Annotated in this window: 14 protein-coding genes; 9 read left to right on the top strand and 5 right to left on the bottom strand. The window is 69.6% G+C overall.

All coding sequences use genetic code 11. The features are described from left to right. Window positions 1-202 precede the first annotated feature (202 nt). Window positions 203-2053 (bottom strand): methyl-accepting chemotaxis protein, encoded by a 1851-nt coding sequence (locus AC3A84_RS05590; RefSeq protein ID WP_487968656.1) that lies wholly within the window; start codon window positions 2051-2053, stop codon window positions 203-205. Window positions 2054-2194: 141 nt separating this feature from the next. Between AC3A84_RS05590 and AC3A84_RS05595 the strand changes: the two genes are divergently transcribed. Beyond that, window positions 2195-3490 carry a THUMP domain-containing class I SAM-dependent RNA methyltransferase gene (locus tag AC3A84_RS05595; RefSeq protein WP_487968657.1) on the top strand — a complete coding sequence of 432 codons (1296 nt, stop codon included), beginning with the start codon at window positions 2195-2197 and terminating at the stop codon, window positions 3488-3490. Further along, window positions 3480-3983 carry a putative toxin-antitoxin system toxin component, PIN family gene (locus AC3A84_RS05600; RefSeq protein WP_487968658.1) on the top strand — a complete coding sequence of 168 codons (504 nt, stop codon included), beginning with the start codon at window positions 3480-3482 and terminating at the stop codon, window positions 3981-3983. The genes AC3A84_RS05595 and AC3A84_RS05600 overlap by 11 nt, the downstream gene beginning before the upstream one ends. A 21-nt stretch (window positions 3984-4004) precedes the next feature. Here the strand turns inward: AC3A84_RS05600 and AC3A84_RS05605 are convergent, their stop codons facing one another. Beyond that, window positions 4005-5984, bottom strand: coding sequence for an ABC transporter ATP-binding protein/permease (locus AC3A84_RS05605; protein ID WP_487968659.1), 1980 nt, complete (start codon window positions 5982-5984; stop codon window positions 4005-4007). Window positions 5985-6147: 163 nt separating this feature from the next. Next, window positions 6148-6933: an IclR family transcriptional regulator domain-containing protein gene (locus AC3A84_RS05610; RefSeq protein WP_487968660.1), complete on the bottom strand. Its 786-nt coding sequence runs from the start codon at window positions 6931-6933 to the stop codon at window positions 6148-6150. 211 nt (window positions 6934-7144) lie between these two features. Here AC3A84_RS05610 and AC3A84_RS05615 point away from each other — a divergent pair, with 211 nt between their 5' ends. The 7 genes from AC3A84_RS05615 to AC3A84_RS05645 all read left to right on the top strand — a co-directional run bounded on the left by AC3A84_RS05615 (window position 7145) and on the right by AC3A84_RS05645 (window position 16538). Beyond that, window positions 7145-8068: a shikimate dehydrogenase family protein gene (locus tag AC3A84_RS05615; RefSeq protein WP_487968661.1), complete on the top strand. Its 924-nt coding sequence runs from the start codon at window positions 7145-7147 to the stop codon at window positions 8066-8068. A gap of 53 nt (window positions 8069-8121) precedes the next feature. Further along, window positions 8122-8955 (top strand): shikimate dehydrogenase family protein, encoded by an 834-nt coding sequence (locus AC3A84_RS05620; RefSeq protein ID WP_487968662.1) that lies wholly within the window; start codon window positions 8122-8124, stop codon window positions 8953-8955. A gap of 64 nt (window positions 8956-9019) precedes the next feature. After that, a complete protein-coding gene (locus AC3A84_RS05625; protein ID WP_487968663.1) occupies window positions 9020-10222 on the top strand; it encodes a lyase family protein in 1203 nt (400 codons plus the stop codon). A 224-nt stretch (window positions 10223-10446) separates the two neighbouring features. After that, window positions 10447-12372: a bifunctional sugar phosphate isomerase/epimerase/4-hydroxyphenylpyruvate dioxygenase family protein gene (locus AC3A84_RS05630; protein WP_487968664.1), complete on the top strand. Its 1926-nt coding sequence runs from the start codon at window positions 10447-10449 to the stop codon at window positions 12370-12372. A 100-nt stretch (window positions 12373-12472) separates the two neighbouring features. Continuing rightward, on the top strand, window positions 12473-13867 hold the full coding sequence (locus AC3A84_RS05635; RefSeq protein WP_487968665.1) for an MFS transporter: 1395 nt from the start codon (window positions 12473-12475) through the stop codon (window positions 13865-13867). Window positions 13868-14112: 245 nt separating this feature from the next. Then, entirely contained in the window at window positions 14113-14940 is an 828-nt protein-coding gene (locus tag AC3A84_RS05640) for a YecA/YgfB family protein (protein ID WP_487968666.1), read from the top strand. Window positions 14941-15035: 95 nt separating this feature from the next. Beyond that, the gene (locus AC3A84_RS05645; protein ID WP_487968667.1) at window positions 15036-16538 is read left to right on the top strand and encodes a SulP family inorganic anion transporter; all 1503 of its coding nucleotides are present in this window, start codon (window positions 15036-15038) and stop codon (window positions 16536-16538) included. 790 nt (window positions 16539-17328) lie between these two features. Here the strand turns inward: AC3A84_RS05645 and ubiA are convergent. After that, on the bottom strand, window positions 17329-18246 hold the full coding sequence (gene ubiA, locus AC3A84_RS05650) for a 4-hydroxybenzoate octaprenyltransferase (RefSeq protein WP_487968668.1): 918 nt from the start codon (window positions 18244-18246) through the stop codon (window positions 17329-17331). Window positions 18247-18332: 86 nt separating this feature from the next. Continuing rightward, a complete protein-coding gene (locus tag AC3A84_RS05655; RefSeq protein ID WP_487968669.1) occupies window positions 18333-18851 on the bottom strand; it encodes a Dps family protein in 519 nt (172 codons plus the stop codon). Between the last annotated feature and the right edge of the window lie 30 nt (window positions 18852-18881).

The raw sequence follows: 18881 nt of genomic DNA on the forward strand, positions 1-18881 counted from the left end.
TGGCGGATGCTGCCGGTGCGGCCCTTCATGCGCCAGTGTCTGTAAGACCGCACGCGGATCGGGCGGCGTACCGGCCTTTTCCATGGTTCAGTTTGCTATTGATTGAATAGCACATTGCGCTGGCAGAACAAGCGCTGCAGCCCGAAAAGTGCCTCATGCGAGGCCCGGCGCATGCGCTGACCGCTCAGTGCGGTCACGGGGCTCAGTGCCGCGGCAGCGCCGGCAGCGCCGGCAGCGCCGGCAGCGCGGCGTCGCCTCCCGCCGCCAGCTTGAAGCCCGCCACGGCATCGGCCAGCTGCGCCGCCTGCTGCTGCAGCGACTGCGCGGCGGCGGTCGCCTCTTCCACGAGCGCGGCGTTCTGCTGCGTGGCCTGGTCCATCTGGCTCACGGCGCTGCCGACCTCAGAGATGCCCGTGCTCTGCTCCTGGGTGGCGGCGCTGATCTCCGCCACGATGGCGGTCACGCGGCGAACGCTGTCCACCACCTGGTCCATGGTGCTTCCAGCATCCTGCACCAGCCGGCTGCCCGCGTTGACCTGGGCGACCGAGCCGTCGATGAGGAGCTTGATCTCCTTGGCCGCGGTGGCGCTGCGTTGGGCCAGGGTACGGACCTCGCTGGCGACGACGGCGAAGCCCCGGCCCTGCTCGCCCGCACGGGCGGCCTCGACAGCGGCGTTCAGCGCGAGGATGTTGGTCTGGAAGGCGATGCCGTCGATCACGCCGATGATGTCCACGATCTTGCGGGCCGATGCCTCGATACCTCCCATCGTCGTCACCACCTGGCCTACTACGCCGCCCCCGTGCACGGCGACCTCCGAGGCCTGGTCGGCCAGCTGCCGCGCCTGGCGCGCGTTGTCGGCGTTCTGCTTGACGGTGGCCGTCAGCTGCTCCATGGCCGCTGCGGTTTCCTCCAGCGAGCTGGCCTGCTGCTCCGTGCGGGCGGACAGGTCATGATTGCCGCTGGCGATCTCGCTGGTGGCCACGCGCACCGATTCGGATGAATCGCGGATGCGGATCAGCACGGCAGCGATCTTGTCCACGAAGCGGTTGAAGGCGCTGGCGATCTGCGTCAGCTCGTCATTGCCGTGGGTGGCAAGACGGCGGGTCAGGTCGCCCTCTCCAGACGCGATGTCTTCCAGCGCATCGCGCACCAGCGCCAGGCGGCGCAGCTGGCGGCTCACAGCCACCGTGAGCAGCGCCACGGCCATCAGCACGCACAGCGCGGTGATGCCGGCCGCGACCTGCAGCAGGTTCTGCACCGACTGCGTGGCTTGCGCACGGTCGATGGCAACGGCCAGCGTCCACGGAGTGCCCTCGACCTTGGCGGCGTAGAGCAGCTGGTCGGCGCCGTCGATCACGGCTTCGGCATAGCCGCCGCGCTCGGCCAATTCACGCAGTTGCGCGGCGTCGAGCTCCTTCGCGATGGCGGTCACCGGCTTGAGTGCGAGCTCGGCCTTGGCGTGCGAGAGGATGTGGCCGTCGCCGTCCAGCAGAAAGGCGAAGCTCTTGGGGATGGGGTGGATGGCGTTGACCTTGCGGGTCACCGTGTCCAGGTGCATATCGGTGCCCACCACGGCCGTGGGCTGGCCGGCCGGACCCACGGGTTCGACGAAGCTGATGGTGAGTTTGCCGGTGCTGGCGTCCACATAGGCCGGCGTGAGTGCCGGGCCGCCCGCCTTCACCGCCTGCTTGTACCAGGGGCGTGCTGTGCCGTCGTAGTCTGGCGGCATGGGGTGGGAGAAGATGTTGCGCTTGTCGGCGTAGACGAAGTAGGTGTCGTCGAAAGCACCGGCCTCCTTGGCCGCGAGCAGGAAGGGCACGGGCTCGGCCTGGCCCACGGCGGCCTTGAGGGAGCCCGTGACGCGCTGCTTGTCGCGGACCCACTCAGCCAGCTCCGCGGCATGGGTGCGGGTGAGCTGCCCGATGCGCTCGTCCAGGCCCTCCAGCGTGTTCTTGCGCACGACCAGGAACGTCGCGAGAGCCAGCGCGAAGAGGGACAGGACGGTGATGGCCACGCAAATGCCGATCAGCCGGGCGCGCAGAGTGTTTAGCATGGATGCAGCGGATGGGGTGGGAGGATGGGCGGACTATCGCACAGCGGTGCCGGCGCCACCAGCACTCTGGCGGGAGTGCGAATGAGTCGCCGTCCGCCCGCGGGCCTGCGGGCACACTGCGCGTATCCTTGGCGCCTCTCTATGAATCAATTGCAACTTTTCCTGCCCTGCGCCGCCGGCGTCGAGGGCTATCTGGCGGACGAAGTCCACGCCATTACCGGCCTGACCGGGCACGACCTGCTCACCGGGCGCGGTGGCGTACTGGTGCGCGCCTCGTGGCGCGACGCCATGCGGCTGAACCTGCACAGCCGGCTGGCCCAGCGTGTGCTGGTGCAACTGGCCCACCGCCCCTACCGCAACGAGGGCGACCTCTACGGCCTCGCCAGCGGCGTGGCCTGGGAGATCTGGTTCACCACGCACCAGAGCTTCAAGATCGAAGTCACCGCCCAGCACAGCCCGCTCAACAGCCTCAACTTCGCCGCGCTCAAGGTGAAGGACGCGGTCGCCGACCGCTTCCGCGCCAAGGGTGGCGCCCGCCCCGACGTGAACACGCAGTGGCCCGACGTGCGCATCCACCTGCACCTGACCACCGACGAGGCCACGATCTACATCGACACCTCGGGCGAGGCGCTCTTCAAGCGCGGCTGGCGCGAGGACAAGGGCGACGCGCCGCTCAAGGAAACGCTGGCCGCCGCCATGATCGCCGCCAGCGGCTGGGACCCGCTGGGCGATGCGCCCGTGCCGCTCTATGACCCCTGCTGCGGCAGCGGCACCATCGCCATCGAGGCCGCGCAGATCGCCTGCCGCATTCCGCCCGGCATGCAGCGGCGCTTCGCGTTCGAGAAGCTGCTGCCCTTCCAGGCCCATGTCTGGTCTGCTATTAAAAATGAAGCGGAAGGTGCAATCATTGCCCCGGCTGCGCCGGTTTTCGGCAGTGACGTTTCGCACCGCATGGTGGACTTCGCGCAGCGCAACGCCGAGCGCGCGGGCGTAGCCCAGGCCGTGCAGCTGCGCGGCGGCGACGCGTTGCAGCGCATGCCGCCCACCGAGGAGCCCGGCGTGCTGCTGCTGAACCCGCCGTATGGCGAGCGCATCGCCGCCGCCGGCACCTTCGGCCGCAACGCGGCGGAGCGCATGAGCCAGCTGGACCGCGCCGGCCGCGAAACCGCGCAGACCGAGGACGGCAGCGAGTTCTTCAGCCAGCTCGCCTCGCACTGGAAGAAGAACTACAGCGGCTGGACCGCGTGGATGCTGACCCCCGACCTGAAGCTGCCCAGCCAGATGCGTCTGAAGGAGTCGCGCCGCGTACCGATGTGGAACGGCCCCATCGAATGCCGGCTGTTCCGCTTCGACATGATCAAGGGCGCGGTGCGCGAGCGCGGGCCCAAGTCCGCCGCTGCCGCACCGGCAGCGGGTGGTGCTGCCGATGCCGGTTGAATTCCGCCTGCCCGCCGTGCCGGGCGAGGGCGAGGCGGTGCGCCCCGTGGTGGTGGACACCAACGTCGCGCTCGATCTGCTGATCTTCTCGGACCCGCGCACCGTCCCGCTGCGGAAGGCGCTGGCCGAGGGGCGGCTGGAGTGGATCGCCACCCAGGTGATGCGCGACGAGCTGGAGCGCGTGCTGGCCTATCCGCACATCGTGGCGCGCATGGAGTTCTACGGCGTGAGCGCCGCCCAGGTGCTTGCCGCCTTCGACGCGCAGGCGCGCCTGCGCGACGTGGCGCCGCGCGTGGCCTATGTGTGCAAGGACGCGGACGACCAGAAGTTCATCGACCTGGCCGCTGCCCACGCCGCCATTCTGCTGAGCAAGGACAAAGCCGTGCTCTGCATGCGCAAGCGGCTGATGCTGCTGGGCGCGGACATCGCCACGGCGCTGGTGCTGGCAGAACAGTCCGCCGCCGTCGCCGAGACCGCTGCGAACGCGGTCTGAGCGCCTCGCGGCGCCGCTCTTTCAATCCCCGTCGAAGCGGAACCCGTCCGCCGGGTGCAGCGACCAGCCGCCGTCGCCCGTCAGTCGCAGCACGTGCGTGTGGTGCGCGAGCACGGCGGCGCGGTGGGCGATGCTGATGAGCGTGGCGCCGCCCTCGCGCAGGCTGCCGTAGAGCCGGGCCTCGTTGGCGCTGTCGAGCGCGCTGGTGGCCTCGTCCAGGATCACCACGCGCGGCCGGCGCACCAGCACGCGGGCGAAGGCCAGGCGCTGCTGCTCGCCCATGGAAAGCTGCTTTTCCCAGTCGCGCTGGGCGTCCAGCCCTCCCACGCGCTCGGCCAGGTCGGGTAGCTGCACGTCGCGCAGGATCTGCAGCAGTTCGGCATCGGAGCGCTGGGTGGACTGCGCCGGATAGATCATCTGGCTGCGCAGCGACCCGGGCTGCATGTAGGGGCGCTGGGGCAGGAAGAACACGTCCTCCATCGGCGGGTGATGCACCACGCCTTCGCCCGTGCGCCAGAGCCCGGCAATGGCGCGCAGCAGCGAGCTCTTGCCGCAGCCGCTGGCGCCGGTGATGAGCAGGGCGTCGCCGGGCTGCATTTCCAGTGTCAGATCACGCACCAGCAGGCGGGCGTAGCCGGGGGTGTAGAGCGTCAGCGCCTCGATGGCGAAGCGCTCGCCAGGGCGGGCCTCGATCTCACGGCCAGCCCTCGGTGCCGGGGGGCGTCTCTGCGGCCGCGGAGACAGCGAGGCCACGGGCGCGGCGGCGCGGGAGGGGGCAGCGTCGGCGTCCTCCCCCATCGCGCCGGCGCTGCGGCGCTGGCGGGCCTGGCGACGCTCGCGCAGCTCCTGCCGGCGCGCGCGCCTTGCAGCCGTCACGGCTTCGGGCTCGGGCGGCTCGTGGCGCTCCGGCGCTCCCAGCAGGGCCTGGTGCAGGGTATCCAGCCGGCCGATGCCGGCGACGAAGCGGCTCAGGCTCTCGAAGTTGTCCACGATCAGCGAGACCGAGGCCAGCACCGCCGCGAAAGCGCCTGCGGCCTGGATGGCGCGGCCGACTTCCATGTCGCCCGACAGCACCGCCTCGGCCAGGATGATGCTGGGGATCACCACCGTGAGCTGGCTGAAGGCGCGCTGGAAGAGGTTGAGCGAGCGCTGGCGCTTGATGAGCCGCGCGTAGTTGTTGAACACCGCCTGGAAGCTGTGGTCCAGCTGGGCGCGCTCCTGCGCCTCGCCGCGGTAGAAGGCGATGGATTCGGCGTTCTCGCGCAGGCGCATCAGGCCGAAGCGGAAGTCGGCCTCGCGCCGCAGCTGCCAGAAGTTCAGCCGGATCAGCGGCGCGCCGAAGACGTACAGGGCCACCACCGTGCCCACCAGCGCATACACAGCGAGGAATGCCACCAGCACGTGCGAGATCGACCACAGCACGGCGCTGAAGGCCACCAGCTGCATGCCTGCGCCGATGAAGATCAGCAGAAAGTGGGTTGAGCGGCCGGTGAAGCTGTTGATGTCTTCGCTGATGCGCTGGTCGGGATTGTCGATGGTGCCCTGGGCGTTCAGCTCGTAGTAGCGCCGGCCGTTCAGGTAGCCGTCGAGGAAGCGGTGCGTGAGCCAGCGCCGCCAGTGGTTGGCGAAGGCGTCGCGCATGTAGTAGTAGAAGGCGTAGACCGGCACCGCGAAGGCCAGCACGATCAGGCAGGTGTGGACGGCATGCCAGAAGCGCTCGCGCTCGCGCGCGGCCAGGGCTGAGGTGATCTCGCCGGAGCTATCGACCAGCATCACGGCCAGCTGGGTTTCCAGCAGCATCAGCAGCACCAGCAGGCCCATGAGTGACCAGGCCGCAAAGCGCTTGTCGCCCTGCCAGTAGGGCTTGGCCACGGTCATGAATTGCCGCCAGGCGGCCAGTGACAGCGAGGGCGAATGCCGCGCCGGGTCCGAGCCCTCCCGAGGAGGGGCGGCGGCAGCCTCGGGCAGGGGGGCTGCGGCGGCGGTGGCTGAGGAAGGCATGCGAAAAGGTGCAGGACGGGGCAGGAGCGCTGCACGGAACGATAGGTTGCAGCGCGGCATGTAGCTGTCGGACGCGGCCCACGCGGGGCTACGGAAACGTCCGCGATCGCAGCTGGCGAGCCGGTTCGCGCGTCGCTCCGTCAGCGAAGTCCGAGCACTGCTTTCAGATCAGGTTGCGCATGGCCTGGGCGGTCTCGCGCAGCACGGGCAGCACGCGGGCCACCGCATCGTCCGAGCTTTCATGGCCCATCGGCATGGTGATGTTGAGCGCGCCCACCAGGGTGCCATGGCGGTCGCGCAGCGGCACGGCAATGCCGCGCGAGTTCAGGTCCAGCTGCTGCTCGGAAAGCGCCCAGCCCTGCGCGCGGATGCGCGCGAGCTCGAGCTGCATGCGCTCCAGGCTGGCGATGGTGTAGGGCGTGAACACCTGCAGCGGGCGGCTGGCCAGCCATTCGGCCAGCTCGGCATCGCTGCGCAGGGCCAGCATCAACATGCCGGAGGCAGTCACTTGTGCCGGCACGCGCGCCCCCAGCACGTAGCCGGTGCTCATGCTGCGGTTCGGGCCGTTGCGGGCGATGTAGACCACCTCGTCGCCGTCCATGACGCTCAGGTAGGCGATCTCGCTGGTGCCGGCCGCCACCCGTTGCAGGAAGGGCTGCACCACGCGCGGCAGCCGCGCCGATTCGAGGTAGGAGCGCCCCAGCCGCAGCACGCGCGGCGTCAGCCAGAAAAGCTTGCCGTCGCTGGCGATATAGCCCATGTGCTGCAGCGTGAGCAGATAGCGCCGGGCCGCGGTGCGGGTCATCCCCGTGCGCTGGCCAGCCTGGCTGGCCGTCATGCGCGGGTGCGCGTCGTCGAAGGCCTCGATGATGCTCACGCCCCGCTCCAGCCCTGCGATCCAGTCGCGCTTGTCCAGCCCTGCGGGGGCTGTGGATTCTTCTTCAAGCATGGGCTGGAGTGTGCCTCTGGCGTTGGAATGGAATGGGCGGGGGGCATTCTGGCGAAAACCCTGCTTTTGTTCGATTATCGGACGCTGGCGTGCGTTAAACGATCGTTATCAGGGTTCAAGCCCTCATGCAGGGCGGGGCGCCGGCTATAAACCGGGGGGTGCAGCCGCCCCGGTGGGCGCGTTGCGTTCGGATCCTCGGAGTGCCTGTCCCATGAGCCAACCCATCACCGGTGATACCCAGGTGTATCTGCTGCCCGGCGACCCCGTGCGCAACGTGCGGCTGCCGCGTATGTTCAATGCCGTCTTCGCGCGCTTCGGCATCGACGCCGTGATGGTGCCGGTGCAGGTGCCCGTGCGTGACTTCGCCGTGCATTTCCGAGCCTCTTTCCTGGCGCACAACCTGCGCGGCATGGTGATCGCGCCGCCGCACAAGCCGCGCGTGGTCGATCTGCTGGACAGCTGCGGCCTTTGCGCGCGCGTGGCCGAGTCGGTCAACGTGGTGCGCCGCACCGATGAGGGCCAGCTCGAGGGCGACCTGTTCGACGGCGATGGACTGCTCGACGCGCTGGACCACTACGGCATCCCGTTTCGCGGCAAGCGCGTGCTCATCCTGGGCGCGGGCGTGAGCGCGGCCGCGATCGGCCTGGCGCTGGCCGAGGGAGGGACCGTCAATGGCGCCGAACGCATCGCCTTCCACGACACGGTTTCGGGCAAGGCCGCCGGTGTGGCGGCCCAGCTCGACGCCTTCTTCGACGCCACCATCGTGGCCGTGGACAGCAACGCGCCCGAGGGCTACGACCTCGTCATCAACGCCACGCCGCTGGGCCTGCAGGACGCCGACGCCAGCCCCGTGGACGTGCAGCGCATGGACGCCCATGCCGCGCTCTTCGACATCCTGCTGCGCAACCAGCCCACGCCCCTCGTGCGTGCCGCCCGCGCGCGCGGACTGCATGCACAGGCCGGCTTCGAGATGCTGATCCAGCAGATGCCGCACTACTTCCGCTATTTCGGCTACTCCGAGGTGGCCGACGCGCTCTGCGAGGACATGACCTTCCTGCGCGAAATCATCTACCCACCCGCCATGCGCGCCGAGATCGCCGCGCCCATCCGCTACCGCTCGGCCAGCGTCGCCTGAACGGCGGCTCTCGCGTCGTCCCTCGTTTTCTCCCGCTTTTGAACGCCTTTCCCATGATCTCCGGCAAAACCACGCTCATCGCCCACATCGGCTACCCCACCGAGACCTTCAAGGCCCCGATGATCTACAACCCCTGGTTCGACAGCCGGGGCATTGACGCCGTGGTGGTGCCCATGGGCGTCAAGCCCGAGGACTACGCCGCCTCGCTGCGCCAGATTTTTCGCTTCACCAACCTGCGCGGCGCGCTCGTCACCATGCCGCACAAGGTCGCGACCATGGAGCTGGTCGATGAGGTCACGCCCACCGCTCGCATTGCCGGCGCCTGCAACGCCGTGCTGCTGCGCCCGGACGGAACGATGCTGGGCGACCAGTTCGACGGCGCCGGCTTCGTGCGCGGCGTGGAGCGCAAGGGCCGGCCCTTCGCCGGCACGCGCGTGCTGGTCTCGGGCGCAGGGGGCGTGGGCTCGGCCATTGCCGCCTCCATCGCGGCGGCTGGCGCGGCCGAGCTGATGCTGTTCGACATGAATGCCGCCTCGGCTGAAGCGCTGGCCGCGCGGTTGCGCGAGCACTATGCGCAGCTTGTGGTCCGTACGGGCTCCAACGATCCGGCCGGCTACGACGTGGTGGTCAACGCCACGCCGCTGGGCATGCGTGAGGGTGACCCGCTGCCCTTCGACGTAGAGCGCATTGCGCCATCCACCTTCGTGGGCGAGGTGGTCATGAAGGCCGAATACACGCCGCTGCTGCAGGCCGCTCGCGCCCGCGGCTGCGCGGTGCAGGTCGGCACCGACATGCTGTTCGAGATGATCCCCGCCTACCTGGAATTCTTCGGTTTCGGCACCGCCACGCCCGAAGAGCTGCGTGCCGTGGCCCGGCTGCAGTACTAGCGCTGAACTGGCTCAGACCCATGGGGCCACACACTTTGCGGACCGGCTGGCAGCCACGGCGCGCATGAGCGTCTTCGAAGGCTTTCTCTGTGCGCCCGAAACGCTAGAAGCCTTCGGCGACCAGGCCATCGTCGCCGGCATGCTGCGCTTCGAGGCCGCGCTGGCCCGTGCCCAGGCCGCCGAAGGGCTGATCCCGCCCGATGCGGCCCGCTCCATCGTCGCGAGCTGCCGCGTCGAGCTGTTCGACGTGGCCAAGATCGTGCGCGACAGCGCCTGCGCCGGCAGCATCGCCATTCCACTGGTGCGCGCGCTCACCGAGGCGGTGGCGCTCTTCAACGCCGATGCGGCGCGCCATGTGCACTACGCCAGCACCAGCCAGGATGTGGTGGACACGGCCATGGCTCTGGCTACGCGCGAGGCCGTCTCCTTGCTGGATGCCGACCTCGCGCGCGCCGTGCAGGCCCTGCTGGCGCTGGCCGAGCGCCATGCCGCCACCCCCCTGCTGGCACGCACGCTGATGCAGCCGGCCTCGGTCACCAGCTTCGGCCTGAAATGCGCCGGCTGGGCCGCGCCGCTGGTGCGCGGACGCAGCCGCCTGCACGCGGCGGCCGGCCGGGCGCTGCAGCTGCAGCTGGGCGGGCCCGTGGGCACGCTGGCGCAGATGCCGCCCGCGCAGGGCGCTGCCGTGCGCCGCCGCATGGCGCAGGAGCTGGGCCTGGCCGACCCCGGCGGCAGCTGGCATACCCAGCGCGACGAATGGGTGGCGCTGGGCTGCGAGCTGGGCGTGATCGCGGGAAGCCTGGGCAAGATCGCGGGCGATATCGTGCTGCTGGGCCAGCATGAGGTCGGCGAGGTGGCCGAGCCGCACGAGCCCGGGCGGGGCGCGGCCACCACCATGCCGCACAAGCGCAACCCAGTGGCCTCCATGGTGGCGCTGGCAGCCGCCCAGCGCGCTCCGCAGCGCGTGGCCGCGTTGCTCGCGGCCATGGTGCAGCAGCATGAGCGCGGGCTGGGCGGCATGCAGGCCGAGCTGGCCGAATGGCCGCAGCTGCTGCGCTGCGCGCACGCTGGCGCCCGCGCCCTGGCCGTGGCACTGCCGGGGCTGCAGGTGCGCCCGGAGCGCATGGCCGAGCACATCGCCAGCGCGTGCGCGGGGCTGCCGCGCACGGTAGCCGAGGAGTGGTTCAGCCCATCGCTCGCCGAAGGCGCGGGCCGTATCGCGCGGGAACAGGTGCGGGCGCTGCGAGAATGGCAGCCCCCGCAATGACCTAGGTCAATCCCGCATTCCGCGCGAATATCGAACGCATTTGATCGATCATCGATCGCTCGTGGCGCGCCAAGCGTTGTTTGGCCGCAGGCGGGCTCCTACAGTCCCGCCATGTTTTCCACTCGCGCACTTTTCTGCTGCTTCCAGGCCGCCGCCGGCACCGTGATGGCCTGGGCCTGCAGCGTGCGCGGCGCGCTTGCCTGACCGCCATGGCGGCTCCTTCGATGCACCGTTCCATTGCCACCGTCTCGCTCAGCGGCACCCTGCGCCAGAAGCTGGAGGCCGTCGCGGCCGCCGGCTTCGACGGCATCGAACTGTTCGAGGCCGACTTCATCCATTTCCAGGGCTCGGCGGCCCAACTGCGCCGCATCGCGGCGGATCTGGGATTGTCGATCGACCTCTACCAGCCCCTGCGCGACATGGAAGGCCTGCCCGACGTCGCTTTCTCCCGCGCCCTGGAGCGCGCCGAGCGCAAGTTCGACCTGATGCAGGAACTGGGCGCGCCCCTGGTGCTGTGCTGCTCCAACACCCTGCCGCACTCCACCGACGATCCAGACCTGGCCGCCGCCCAGCTGCACACGCTGGCCGAGCGCGCCGCCCGCCGCAACCTGCGCGTGGGCTATGAGGCGCTGGCCTGGGGCCGACACACCTCGCGCTTCGGCCAGGCCTGGGACATCGTCCGGCGGGCCGACCACCCGCACCTGGGCCTGATCCTGGACAGCTTCCACACCCTCTCGCTGCGCGACGACCCGACGCCCATCGCTGGCATTCCGGGCGACCGCATTTTCTTCGTGCAGATGGCCGATGCGCCGCTCATGTCGCTGGACGTGCTGCAGTGGGCCCGCCACCACCGGGTGTTCCCGGGCCAGGGCGATTTCGACGTGATCGGCTTCTTCGAGCAGGTGCTGCGCGCCGGCTACACCGGGCCTCTGTCGCTGGAGATCTTCAACGACCTGTTCCGAGAAACGCCCAACCGCCGCACGGCGGTGGACGCCATGCGCTCGCTGCTCTATCTGGAAAGCGAGGTGCGCCAGCGCCTCACCACCCCGCAGTCCACCGCGCAGTCCGCTGCCGCGCGCGCCCCGGTCTCTGCGCCGCCTCTGCGCGTTGAACTCTTCAACCCGCCGCCCGCGCCGACCTTCCAGGGCGTGTCGTTCATCGAATTCGCGGCCGACGAAGCCGCGGCCGAGGCACTGGACGGCGTGCTGCGCGGCCTGGGCTTCGCGCGGGTGGGGCGTCACCGCTCCAAGGCCGCAACGCTTTATCGCCAGGGCCACATCCACCTCATCGTCAACGCCCAGCCCGACTCGTTCGCGCGCGGCCGTTTCGCGCTGCATGGCACCTCCGTCTGCGCGCTGGGCCTGCGCTGCGACGACGCCATTGGCGCGCTGGGGCGCGCCAAGGCCATGCGCTCGCTGCCCTACGACAGCCCGCTCGGTCCGCACGAGCAGCGCGTGCCCGCCACCGTGGCGCCGGGTGGCAACCTGATCCACTTCGTGCCGGCCGCGTTGGGCGCCGATGGCCTGTTCGAGTCCGACTTCGTGCGGGACGCCGCCGCGCAGGACGACGCGGGGCCGGTGCCCGGCCTGCAATGCGTCGATCACCTGACGCTGGGCCTGGGCCAGGACCAGCGCGACACCTGGGCGCTCTTCACCCGCGCCGTGCTGGGGCTCGACTGCATGGAGAGCCTGGACCTGGCCGACCCCTTCGGCCTGGTGCGCAGCCAGGGCGTGGCCAATGCCGAGCGCAGCCTGCGCCTGGTGCTCAACGTGCCGCTGAGCCAGCGCACGGCCACGGCGCGCCAGCTAGGCGTGACCGGCGCGGGAGCGGTCCATCACATCACCTTCGGCTGCGACGACATCTTCGCGTCGGTGGCCGCACTGCAGGCGCGCGGCGTGCGTTTCGAGCCCGTGTCCGGCAACTACTACGACGACCTGCAGGCCCGCCTGGACCTGGCGCCCGGCCTGCTGGAACGTCTGCGTGCGGCCGGCGTGCTGTTCGACCGCTCCCCCGAGGGCGACTACCTGCACGCCTATACCGAAAGCCAGGCCGGTGGCCTGTTCTTCGAGATCGCGCAGCGCGTGGGCGGCTACGACGGCTGGGGCGCTGCCAACGCAGCGGCGCGGCTGGCCTCGCTGGCCCAGCGCTGAACCCGGGCCCTCATCCCTGCCGGCACCTTTTCCTGTCCTTGATCCCTTCCACCTAGAACGACGAGTTTTCCGTTTTCCCGCCAACATTGGAGACATCACCATGGCCCATGCACCCGCTACCGAGCCGCAAGGCCGGCACCAGTCGAAGAAAGCCGCAGCCAGCGGCTGGATCGGTTCCGCGCTGGAGTACTACGACTTCTTCATCTACGCCACCGCGGCGGCGCTGATCTTTCCGCAGATCTTCTTCCCCAAGGGCGATCCGGCGATTGCCATCATCGCTTCGCTCGCCACCTACGGCGTGGGCTACGTGGCGCGCCCCATCGGCGCCTTCGTGCTGGGCCATATCGGCGACACGCACGGCCGCAAGCAGGTGCTGGTGTGGTGCATGTTCCTGATGGGCTTTTCCACCATCGCCGTGGGCCTGCTGCCCACCTATGACCAGATCGGCCTGTGGGCGCCCGCGCTGCTGGTGCTGATGCGCCTGATCCAGGGCTTTGCCGTGGCCGGCGAGATCTCCGGCGCCAGCTCGATGATCCTGGAGCACGCGCCCTTCGGCCGCCGCGGCTTCTTCGCCAGCTTCACGCTGCAGGGCGTGCAGGCCGGCCAGATCCTGGCCGCCGCCGTGTTCCTGCCGCTGGCGCACTACATGCCCACCGAGCAGTTCAACAGCTGGGGCTGGCGCATTCCCTTCCTGCTGAGCTTCATCGTCATCATCGCCGGCTGGATCATCCGCCGCGAAGTGGCCGAAACCCCGGCTTTCACCGACGAGACTGCGCAGCAGGAGCGCGTGCGCTCGCCCATCGTCGATGCGTTCAAGTACCACTGGCCCGACATGCTGCGCGTGGTCTGCATGGCGCTGATGAACGTGATTCCCGTGGTCGCCACCATCTTCGGCGCCGCCTATGCCGTGCAGCCGGCCTACGGCATCGGCTTCGCGAAGGACATCTACCTGTGGATTCCCGTGCTGGGCAACATCCTGGCCGTGCTGGTGATCCCTCTGGTCGGCAACCTCTCCGACAAGATCGGCCGTCGCCCGCCCATCATCATCGGCGCGCTGCTTTCAGGGCTGCTGGCCTTCGGCTACCTCTACGCCATCAGCATCCGCAACGTGCCGCTGGCGATCTGCATGTCGCTGCTGATGTGGGGCCTGGTCTATCAGGGCTACAACGCCGTGTTCCCATCGTTCTACCCCGAGCTGTTCCCGACACGCACCCGCGTGTCCGCCATGGCCATTTCCCAGAACGTGGGCACCGCCATCACCGCCATGCTGCCGGCGCTGTTCACCGCCGTGGCGCCCCCCGGCGCGGCCAACATCTGGCTCACCGTGGGTGCCATCGCCTTTGGCGTCACCGTGATCTCCGCACTGGCGGCTTTCACCGCCCGCGAAACCTTCCGCGTGCCCATGAGCCAGCTGGGCGACGTCGATGCCAAGCCGGTGAGCGCGCAGGAATACGAGCAGCAGCGTGCGCAGGCGCTGGCGGCCCATCGCGCCTGAAGGGCGCCGCAACCTTTTGCGTCCACCCGGCCGGCGCGCACCAGCCGCCGGCGGTGGCAGCGCGGGATGACTGACGACGAGGCCCTGCCGCAGCGGGGCGGGGGCGGGCCGGCTAAACTGCCGGCCTTTCCCGGTGGCGCCGCAGCGCCGCCTGCGGGTGGCCCCGACGGCCCGTGCCGGCCGGCGGCAGCGCCTTCCGCCCCCTTCCTGCTCACGTCTTCAACCCCACACGCCAGGCCACCACCATGTCCCCAACCCCCGATAGCTCCCAGGAGCCCTCCGCCGCGCTCGGCGCTGACCAGCTCGACGAACTCGACACCCTGCTGGACGACCTGCGCTCGCGCGCGGAAGAAATCCCGCAGTGGGAGTTCTGCGACGGCTTCCTCACTGCCCTGGCCTGCACCCGCCGGCCCGTGCCCGTCGCCGAATGGCTACCCATGCTGCTGGGCGACGGCGGCGAGCTGGACGTGGCCGAGGGCGAGCCCCTGCCCCTGCTGCCGGCGTTCGCCGATGCGGCCCAGCAGGCGCGCTTCCTGGAGCTGTGGACGCTGCGCTGGAACGAGGTGGTGAGCCAGCTCGACGCCGACGTGCAGTCGCTCGACGAAGACGACGCCTTCCAGCCCGAGGCCATGGACATGCGCGGCGCCATCGCCAGCCTGCCCGAAGAAGAGCGCGCCGACATGGAGGGCCAGGAGATCCCGTCCTTCGGCCAGGTCTGGGCGCTGGGCTTCATGTTCGCCGTGGAGAACTGGCCCGAGGAATGGGCCGCGCCGCGCGACCGCGAGGCCGCCGACTGGCTCAACGAGGCGCTGGACGCCATCGTCGCGCTGACCGAGGACGACACCGGCAAGCCCGAGGTCTGCATGTATTCCGAAGACGGCCCGCCCAGCACCAGCCAGGCCCGCGTCGAGGCCTTCGGCGAAGCCATCTGGGCCATCTACGACCTGCGCCGTCTCTGGAAGAGCATGGGTCCGCGCGTCGAGGCCGTGCGCCGCGCCGACACGCCCGGCCGCAACGACCCGTGCAGCTGCGGCAGCGGCAAGAAGTACAAGAAGTGCTGCGGCGTGAACTGAGTTGACGGCGACCCTGCGGTCGCGTCCTGCTGGCCCCTGATTCCACGCGCGCTTCGGCGCGCGTTGCTTTTTTCGCTTTCTTCGCCGTTCTTCCCATGAGCACCACCGCCTTGATCTCCCGCCTGCGCGCCGAATGGGCGCCCAGCGTTCCCCGCGAGCTGCTGGCCGGCGCCGTCGCCACCTTCGCGCTGATCCCGGAGGTGATCGCCTTCAGCTTCGTCGCCGGGGTCGATCCGTCGGTGGGGTTGTTCGCCTCGTTCGTCATCAGCATCGTGATCGCCTTCGCGGGCGGGCGGCCGGCCATGGTGTCGGCGGCGGCGGGCTCGGTGGCGCTGGTGGCCGCGCCCCTGGTGGCGGCGCACGGCCTGGGCTATCTGCTGGCGGCGGGCCTGCTGGCCGGGGCGGTGCAGGTGGTGTTCGGGCTGCTGAAGCTGGGCGTGCTGATGCGCTTCGTCTCCAGCTCCGTGCGCACGGGCTTCGTCAACGCGCTGGCCGTGCTGATCTTTTCGGCCCAGCTGCCGCACCTGAAGGACGCGCAGCCCGCCACCTGGGCCTTCCTGGAGCTGGGGCTGGCCATCATCTACGGCCTGTCCTGGCTGGGCCGGCGGCTGGGGCTGCGGGCGCTCACGGCCATTCCGTCGCCGCTGATCTGCGTGGTGGCGCTCACGCTGCTGGCATCCGCCCTGGGCCTGCACCTGCCCACCGTGGCCGACCTGGGCCGGCTGCCCGACAGCCTGCCGTTCTTCGGCCTGCCGGCCGTGCCCGCCTCGTGGGAGACGTTGCGCATCATCGCGCTGCCGGCTTTGGCGATCGCGCTGGTCGGCCTGCTGGAGTCGGTGCTGACGGCGGCCGTGGTGGACGATCTGACCGGCACGCCCAGCGACAAGAACCGCGAATGCGCCGGCCTGGGCCTGGCGAACATGGCGGCCAGCTGCTTCGGCGGTATCGCGGGCTGCGGAATGATCGGCCAGGCGGTGAGCAACGTGAAGTACGGCGGCCGCGGGCGTCTGTCCACGCTGTTCGCGGGCGTGTTCCTGCTGGTGCTGATGGTGGCGCTCAAGGACTGGGTCTCGCGCGTGCCGGTGATCGCGCTGGTGGCGATCATGGTGATGGTGTCGGCATCGACCTTCGACTGGAAGTCGCTGGGCCAGCTGCTGCGGCACCCGCGCCTGTCCAGCGCGGTGATGCTGGCGACCGTGGTGGTCACCATCGCCACGCACAACCTGGCTGCCGGCGTGGCGGTGGGGGTGCTGCTGAGCGGGGTGTTCTTCGCGTTCAAGGTGTCGCGGATGCTGGACGTGCAGGGGCCTTCGGAGGCCGATCTCGATGCCGGCTCGGCGGAGCCGCTCGTCTGGCGAGTGCGGGGGCAGGTGTTCTTCGCGTCGGCGGATGCGTTCATCGAGGCGTTCGATGTGCTGGCCGCCCGGGGGCGGGCGGTGCGGATTGATGTCTCTGGGGCGCACTTCTGGGATGTGACGGCGGTGGGGGCTCTTGAGAAGGTGGTGGAGCGGTTCAGGGGGCAGGGGAGTGGGGTGGAGGTGGTGGGGTTGAGTGAGGCGAGTGCTGTGTTGGTGGATCGGGTGGGGGCTGGGGGCTGATTCCTGCTCTGCTTGTTGCTGGGTTTTGCTGAGTGGTTGTTTTCCGGGGCCGGGTCTCGCCCCGGCGGGCGAGGTACTTTTCTTTGCTTCGCCAAAGAAAAGTACCCAAAAGAAAGGCGACCCTACTGTGCGTGTCCCTCCGCTGCGCTACGGGCAACCTGCGATGCTCGGTCGGCGGGTGCTGCCGCAGAACTCACTGCGCGCACTGCGTGCGCTCCGTTCAAACATGCTGCGGCAAGTCCGAGCACGAAGTGCGTGTGTCCTTCGGCACACGCACGCACCCGCCGCGCTGCGCTTCTCGGCACGCACAGAAGGGAGTGGGGAACCAGTCGGGCCATCGCTGCGCTCGGCCCTCGCATGGGGAAAGCCCAGCGCAGCGCGAAGCGCGCGCGTGCCAGGCCGAGCGAAGCAATGGCCCGTGTGCGGCGGTTCACCCCCTGCTGGCTGCGCCTGCGGCGGGGTGCTTGCGGGGTGCGCATGCGTGCCGAAGGACACGCATGCCTCGTGCTCTGACTCGCCGCGGCTGTCCGAACGGAGCGCGCAGCGCGAAGTGAGTTCTGCGGCGGCACCCCGCAAGCGCCCCGACGCAGGTCTGCCCCGTAGCGCAAGCGCAGGGGTCGCAGACTGGGGGTCGCCTTTTCTTTGCTTACTTTCTTTTGGCGAAGCAAAAGAAAGTGAGTGCGCTGTCGGGCGCACATCCCGAACCCCGGGAAGCAATCACTCGATCAGCACAAAAAATGCCCAGAACCCAGAAAGAACAATCGCATGAAGCTACGAAAAAAGTAGCAAATCACCGAAAGGCGAACCCCAGCACCACCCCCGCAAACAAGGCGAACCCCACCCAATGATTCGCCCTGAAAGCAGCAAAACACCCCTCCCGCGTCCTCCCGCGAATCAGCGTCCAGTGCCACCCCACCTGCGCCAGCGCCACCCCGAGCCCCAGATACCAGGCCACCCCCAGCCCCAGCGGCGCCAGCACCCCCCCCCAGATCGCCAGCAGCAGCAGGTAGAACGCCATCACCGCCGGCACGTCCCAGCGCCCCAGCGTGATGGCCGAGGTCTTCATGCCGATCTTCAGGTCGTCGTCGCGGTCCACCATGGCGTATTCGGTGTCGTAGGCCAGCACCCAGAACAGGTTGCCCAGCACCAGCCAGAAAGCCAGCCAGGGCACCTCGCGGCCCACGGCCGTGAAGGCCATGGGGATGCCCATGCTGAAGGCCACGCCCAGCACCGCCTGGGGCATGGAGACGAAACGCTTGGCATAGGGGTAGGCCAGCGTCACGGCCAGCGCGGGCACGGACCAGGCGATGGTGGCGGCGTTGGTCGTCAGCACGAGGGCGAAGGCCGCCAGGGCCAGTGCGGCGCCCACGGCCAGCGCCTCGCGCACCGACACGGCGCCGCTGGTCACGGGCCGCTGGGCCGTGCGCTTGACGTGGCGGTCGAAGCGCCGGTCGGCCACATCGTTCACGCAGCAGCCGGCACTGCGCATGAGGATGGTGCCCAGCGTGAACACCGCCAGCAGGTGCCAGCCCGGAAAGCCCCCGGCCGCGATCCACAGCGCCGACAGCGTGGGCCAGAGCAGCAGCAGCCAGCCGGCCGGGCGGTTCCAGCGGATCAGGTCGAGATACAGCGACAGGCGGGATCGGGGGGGCGTGGGCGGCGTGGGCGGCGTGGGCGGCGTGGGCTCAGCGGCGGTGTGGGGGGGCATGGTGCGAAATAGTCCGAGCTGGAAATGGGAACGCCCGCGGCTGCGGGCGTTGTCCGGTGGGCTGCTTGGCGCAGCAAGCGCCGAATTTAGTCTTCGAGCAGCGAGCGCAGCATCCAGGCGGTCTGCTCATGCACCGTCAGGCGCTGGGTCAGCAGGTCGGCCGTGGGCTCGTCGCTGGCCTTGTCGGCGATGGGGAAGAGTTCGCGCGCAGTGCGCGCCACGGCTTCATGGCCTTCGACCAGGATGCGGACCATTTCCAGCGCGTGGGGCGGCTCGGTCGGCACGTCGGGCAGCGAAGTCAGCTTGCCGAACTGGGCGTAGGAGCCCGGCGCGGGGTGGCCCAGCGAGCGGATGCGCTCGGCCACCGGGTCCACGGCGTTCCACAGTTCGGTGTACTGCCCCATGAACATGGTGTGCAGCGTGTTGAACATGGGGCCGGTCACGTTCCAGTGGAAGTTGTGCGTGGTCAGGTAGAGCGTGTAGGTGTCGGCCAGCAGGCGCGACAGGCCCTGGGCGATGGCGGCGCGGTCCTTGTCGCTGATGCCGATGTTGATGCGGGGGGCGCCGGTCTTGCTGACGGCGGTCTTGCTGGGGGCTTTGGCCATGGTGAAACAACCTCCTGGGTGTGAAAGGCA

The sequence above is a fragment of the Paracidovorax sp. genome (assembly GCF_057642795.1).

Excerpts from the sequence above, each read along its gene's own strand:
- AC3A84_RS05590 (WP_487968656.1), bottom strand. The coding sequence starts at position 2,053 with ATGCTAAACACTCTGCGCGCCCGGCTGATCGGCATTTGCGTGGCCATC.
- AC3A84_RS05595 (WP_487968657.1), top strand. The coding sequence starts at position 2,195 with ATGAATCAATTGCAACTTTTCCTGCCCTGCGCCGCCGGCGTCGAGGGC.
- AC3A84_RS05600 (WP_487968658.1), top strand. The coding sequence starts at position 3,480 with ATGCCGGTTGAATTCCGCCTGCCCGCCGTGCCGGGCGAGGGCGAGGCG.
- AC3A84_RS05605 (WP_487968659.1), bottom strand. The coding sequence starts at position 5,984 with ATGCCTTCCTCAGCCACCGCCGCCGCAGCCCCCCTGCCCGAGGCTGCC.
- AC3A84_RS05610 (WP_487968660.1), bottom strand. The coding sequence starts at position 6,933 with ATGCTTGAAGAAGAATCCACAGCCCCCGCAGGGCTGGACAAGCGCGAC.
- AC3A84_RS05615 (WP_487968661.1), top strand. The coding sequence starts at position 7,145 with ATGAGCCAACCCATCACCGGTGATACCCAGGTGTATCTGCTGCCCGGC.
- AC3A84_RS05620 (WP_487968662.1), top strand. The coding sequence starts at position 8,122 with ATGATCTCCGGCAAAACCACGCTCATCGCCCACATCGGCTACCCCACC.
- AC3A84_RS05625 (WP_487968663.1), top strand. The coding sequence starts at position 9,020 with ATGAGCGTCTTCGAAGGCTTTCTCTGTGCGCCCGAAACGCTAGAAGCC.
- AC3A84_RS05630 (WP_487968664.1), top strand. The coding sequence starts at position 10,447 with ATGCACCGTTCCATTGCCACCGTCTCGCTCAGCGGCACCCTGCGCCAG.
- AC3A84_RS05635 (WP_487968665.1), top strand. The coding sequence starts at position 12,473 with ATGGCCCATGCACCCGCTACCGAGCCGCAAGGCCGGCACCAGTCGAAG.
- AC3A84_RS05640 (WP_487968666.1), top strand. The coding sequence starts at position 14,113 with ATGTCCCCAACCCCCGATAGCTCCCAGGAGCCCTCCGCCGCGCTCGGC.
- AC3A84_RS05645 (WP_487968667.1), top strand. The coding sequence starts at position 15,036 with ATGAGCACCACCGCCTTGATCTCCCGCCTGCGCGCCGAATGGGCGCCC.
- ubiA (WP_487968668.1), bottom strand. The coding sequence starts at position 18,246 with ATGCCCCCCCACACCGCCGCTGAGCCCACGCCGCCCACGCCGCCCACG.
- AC3A84_RS05655 (WP_487968669.1), bottom strand. The coding sequence starts at position 18,851 with ATGGCCAAAGCCCCCAGCAAGACCGCCGTCAGCAAGACCGGCGCCCCC.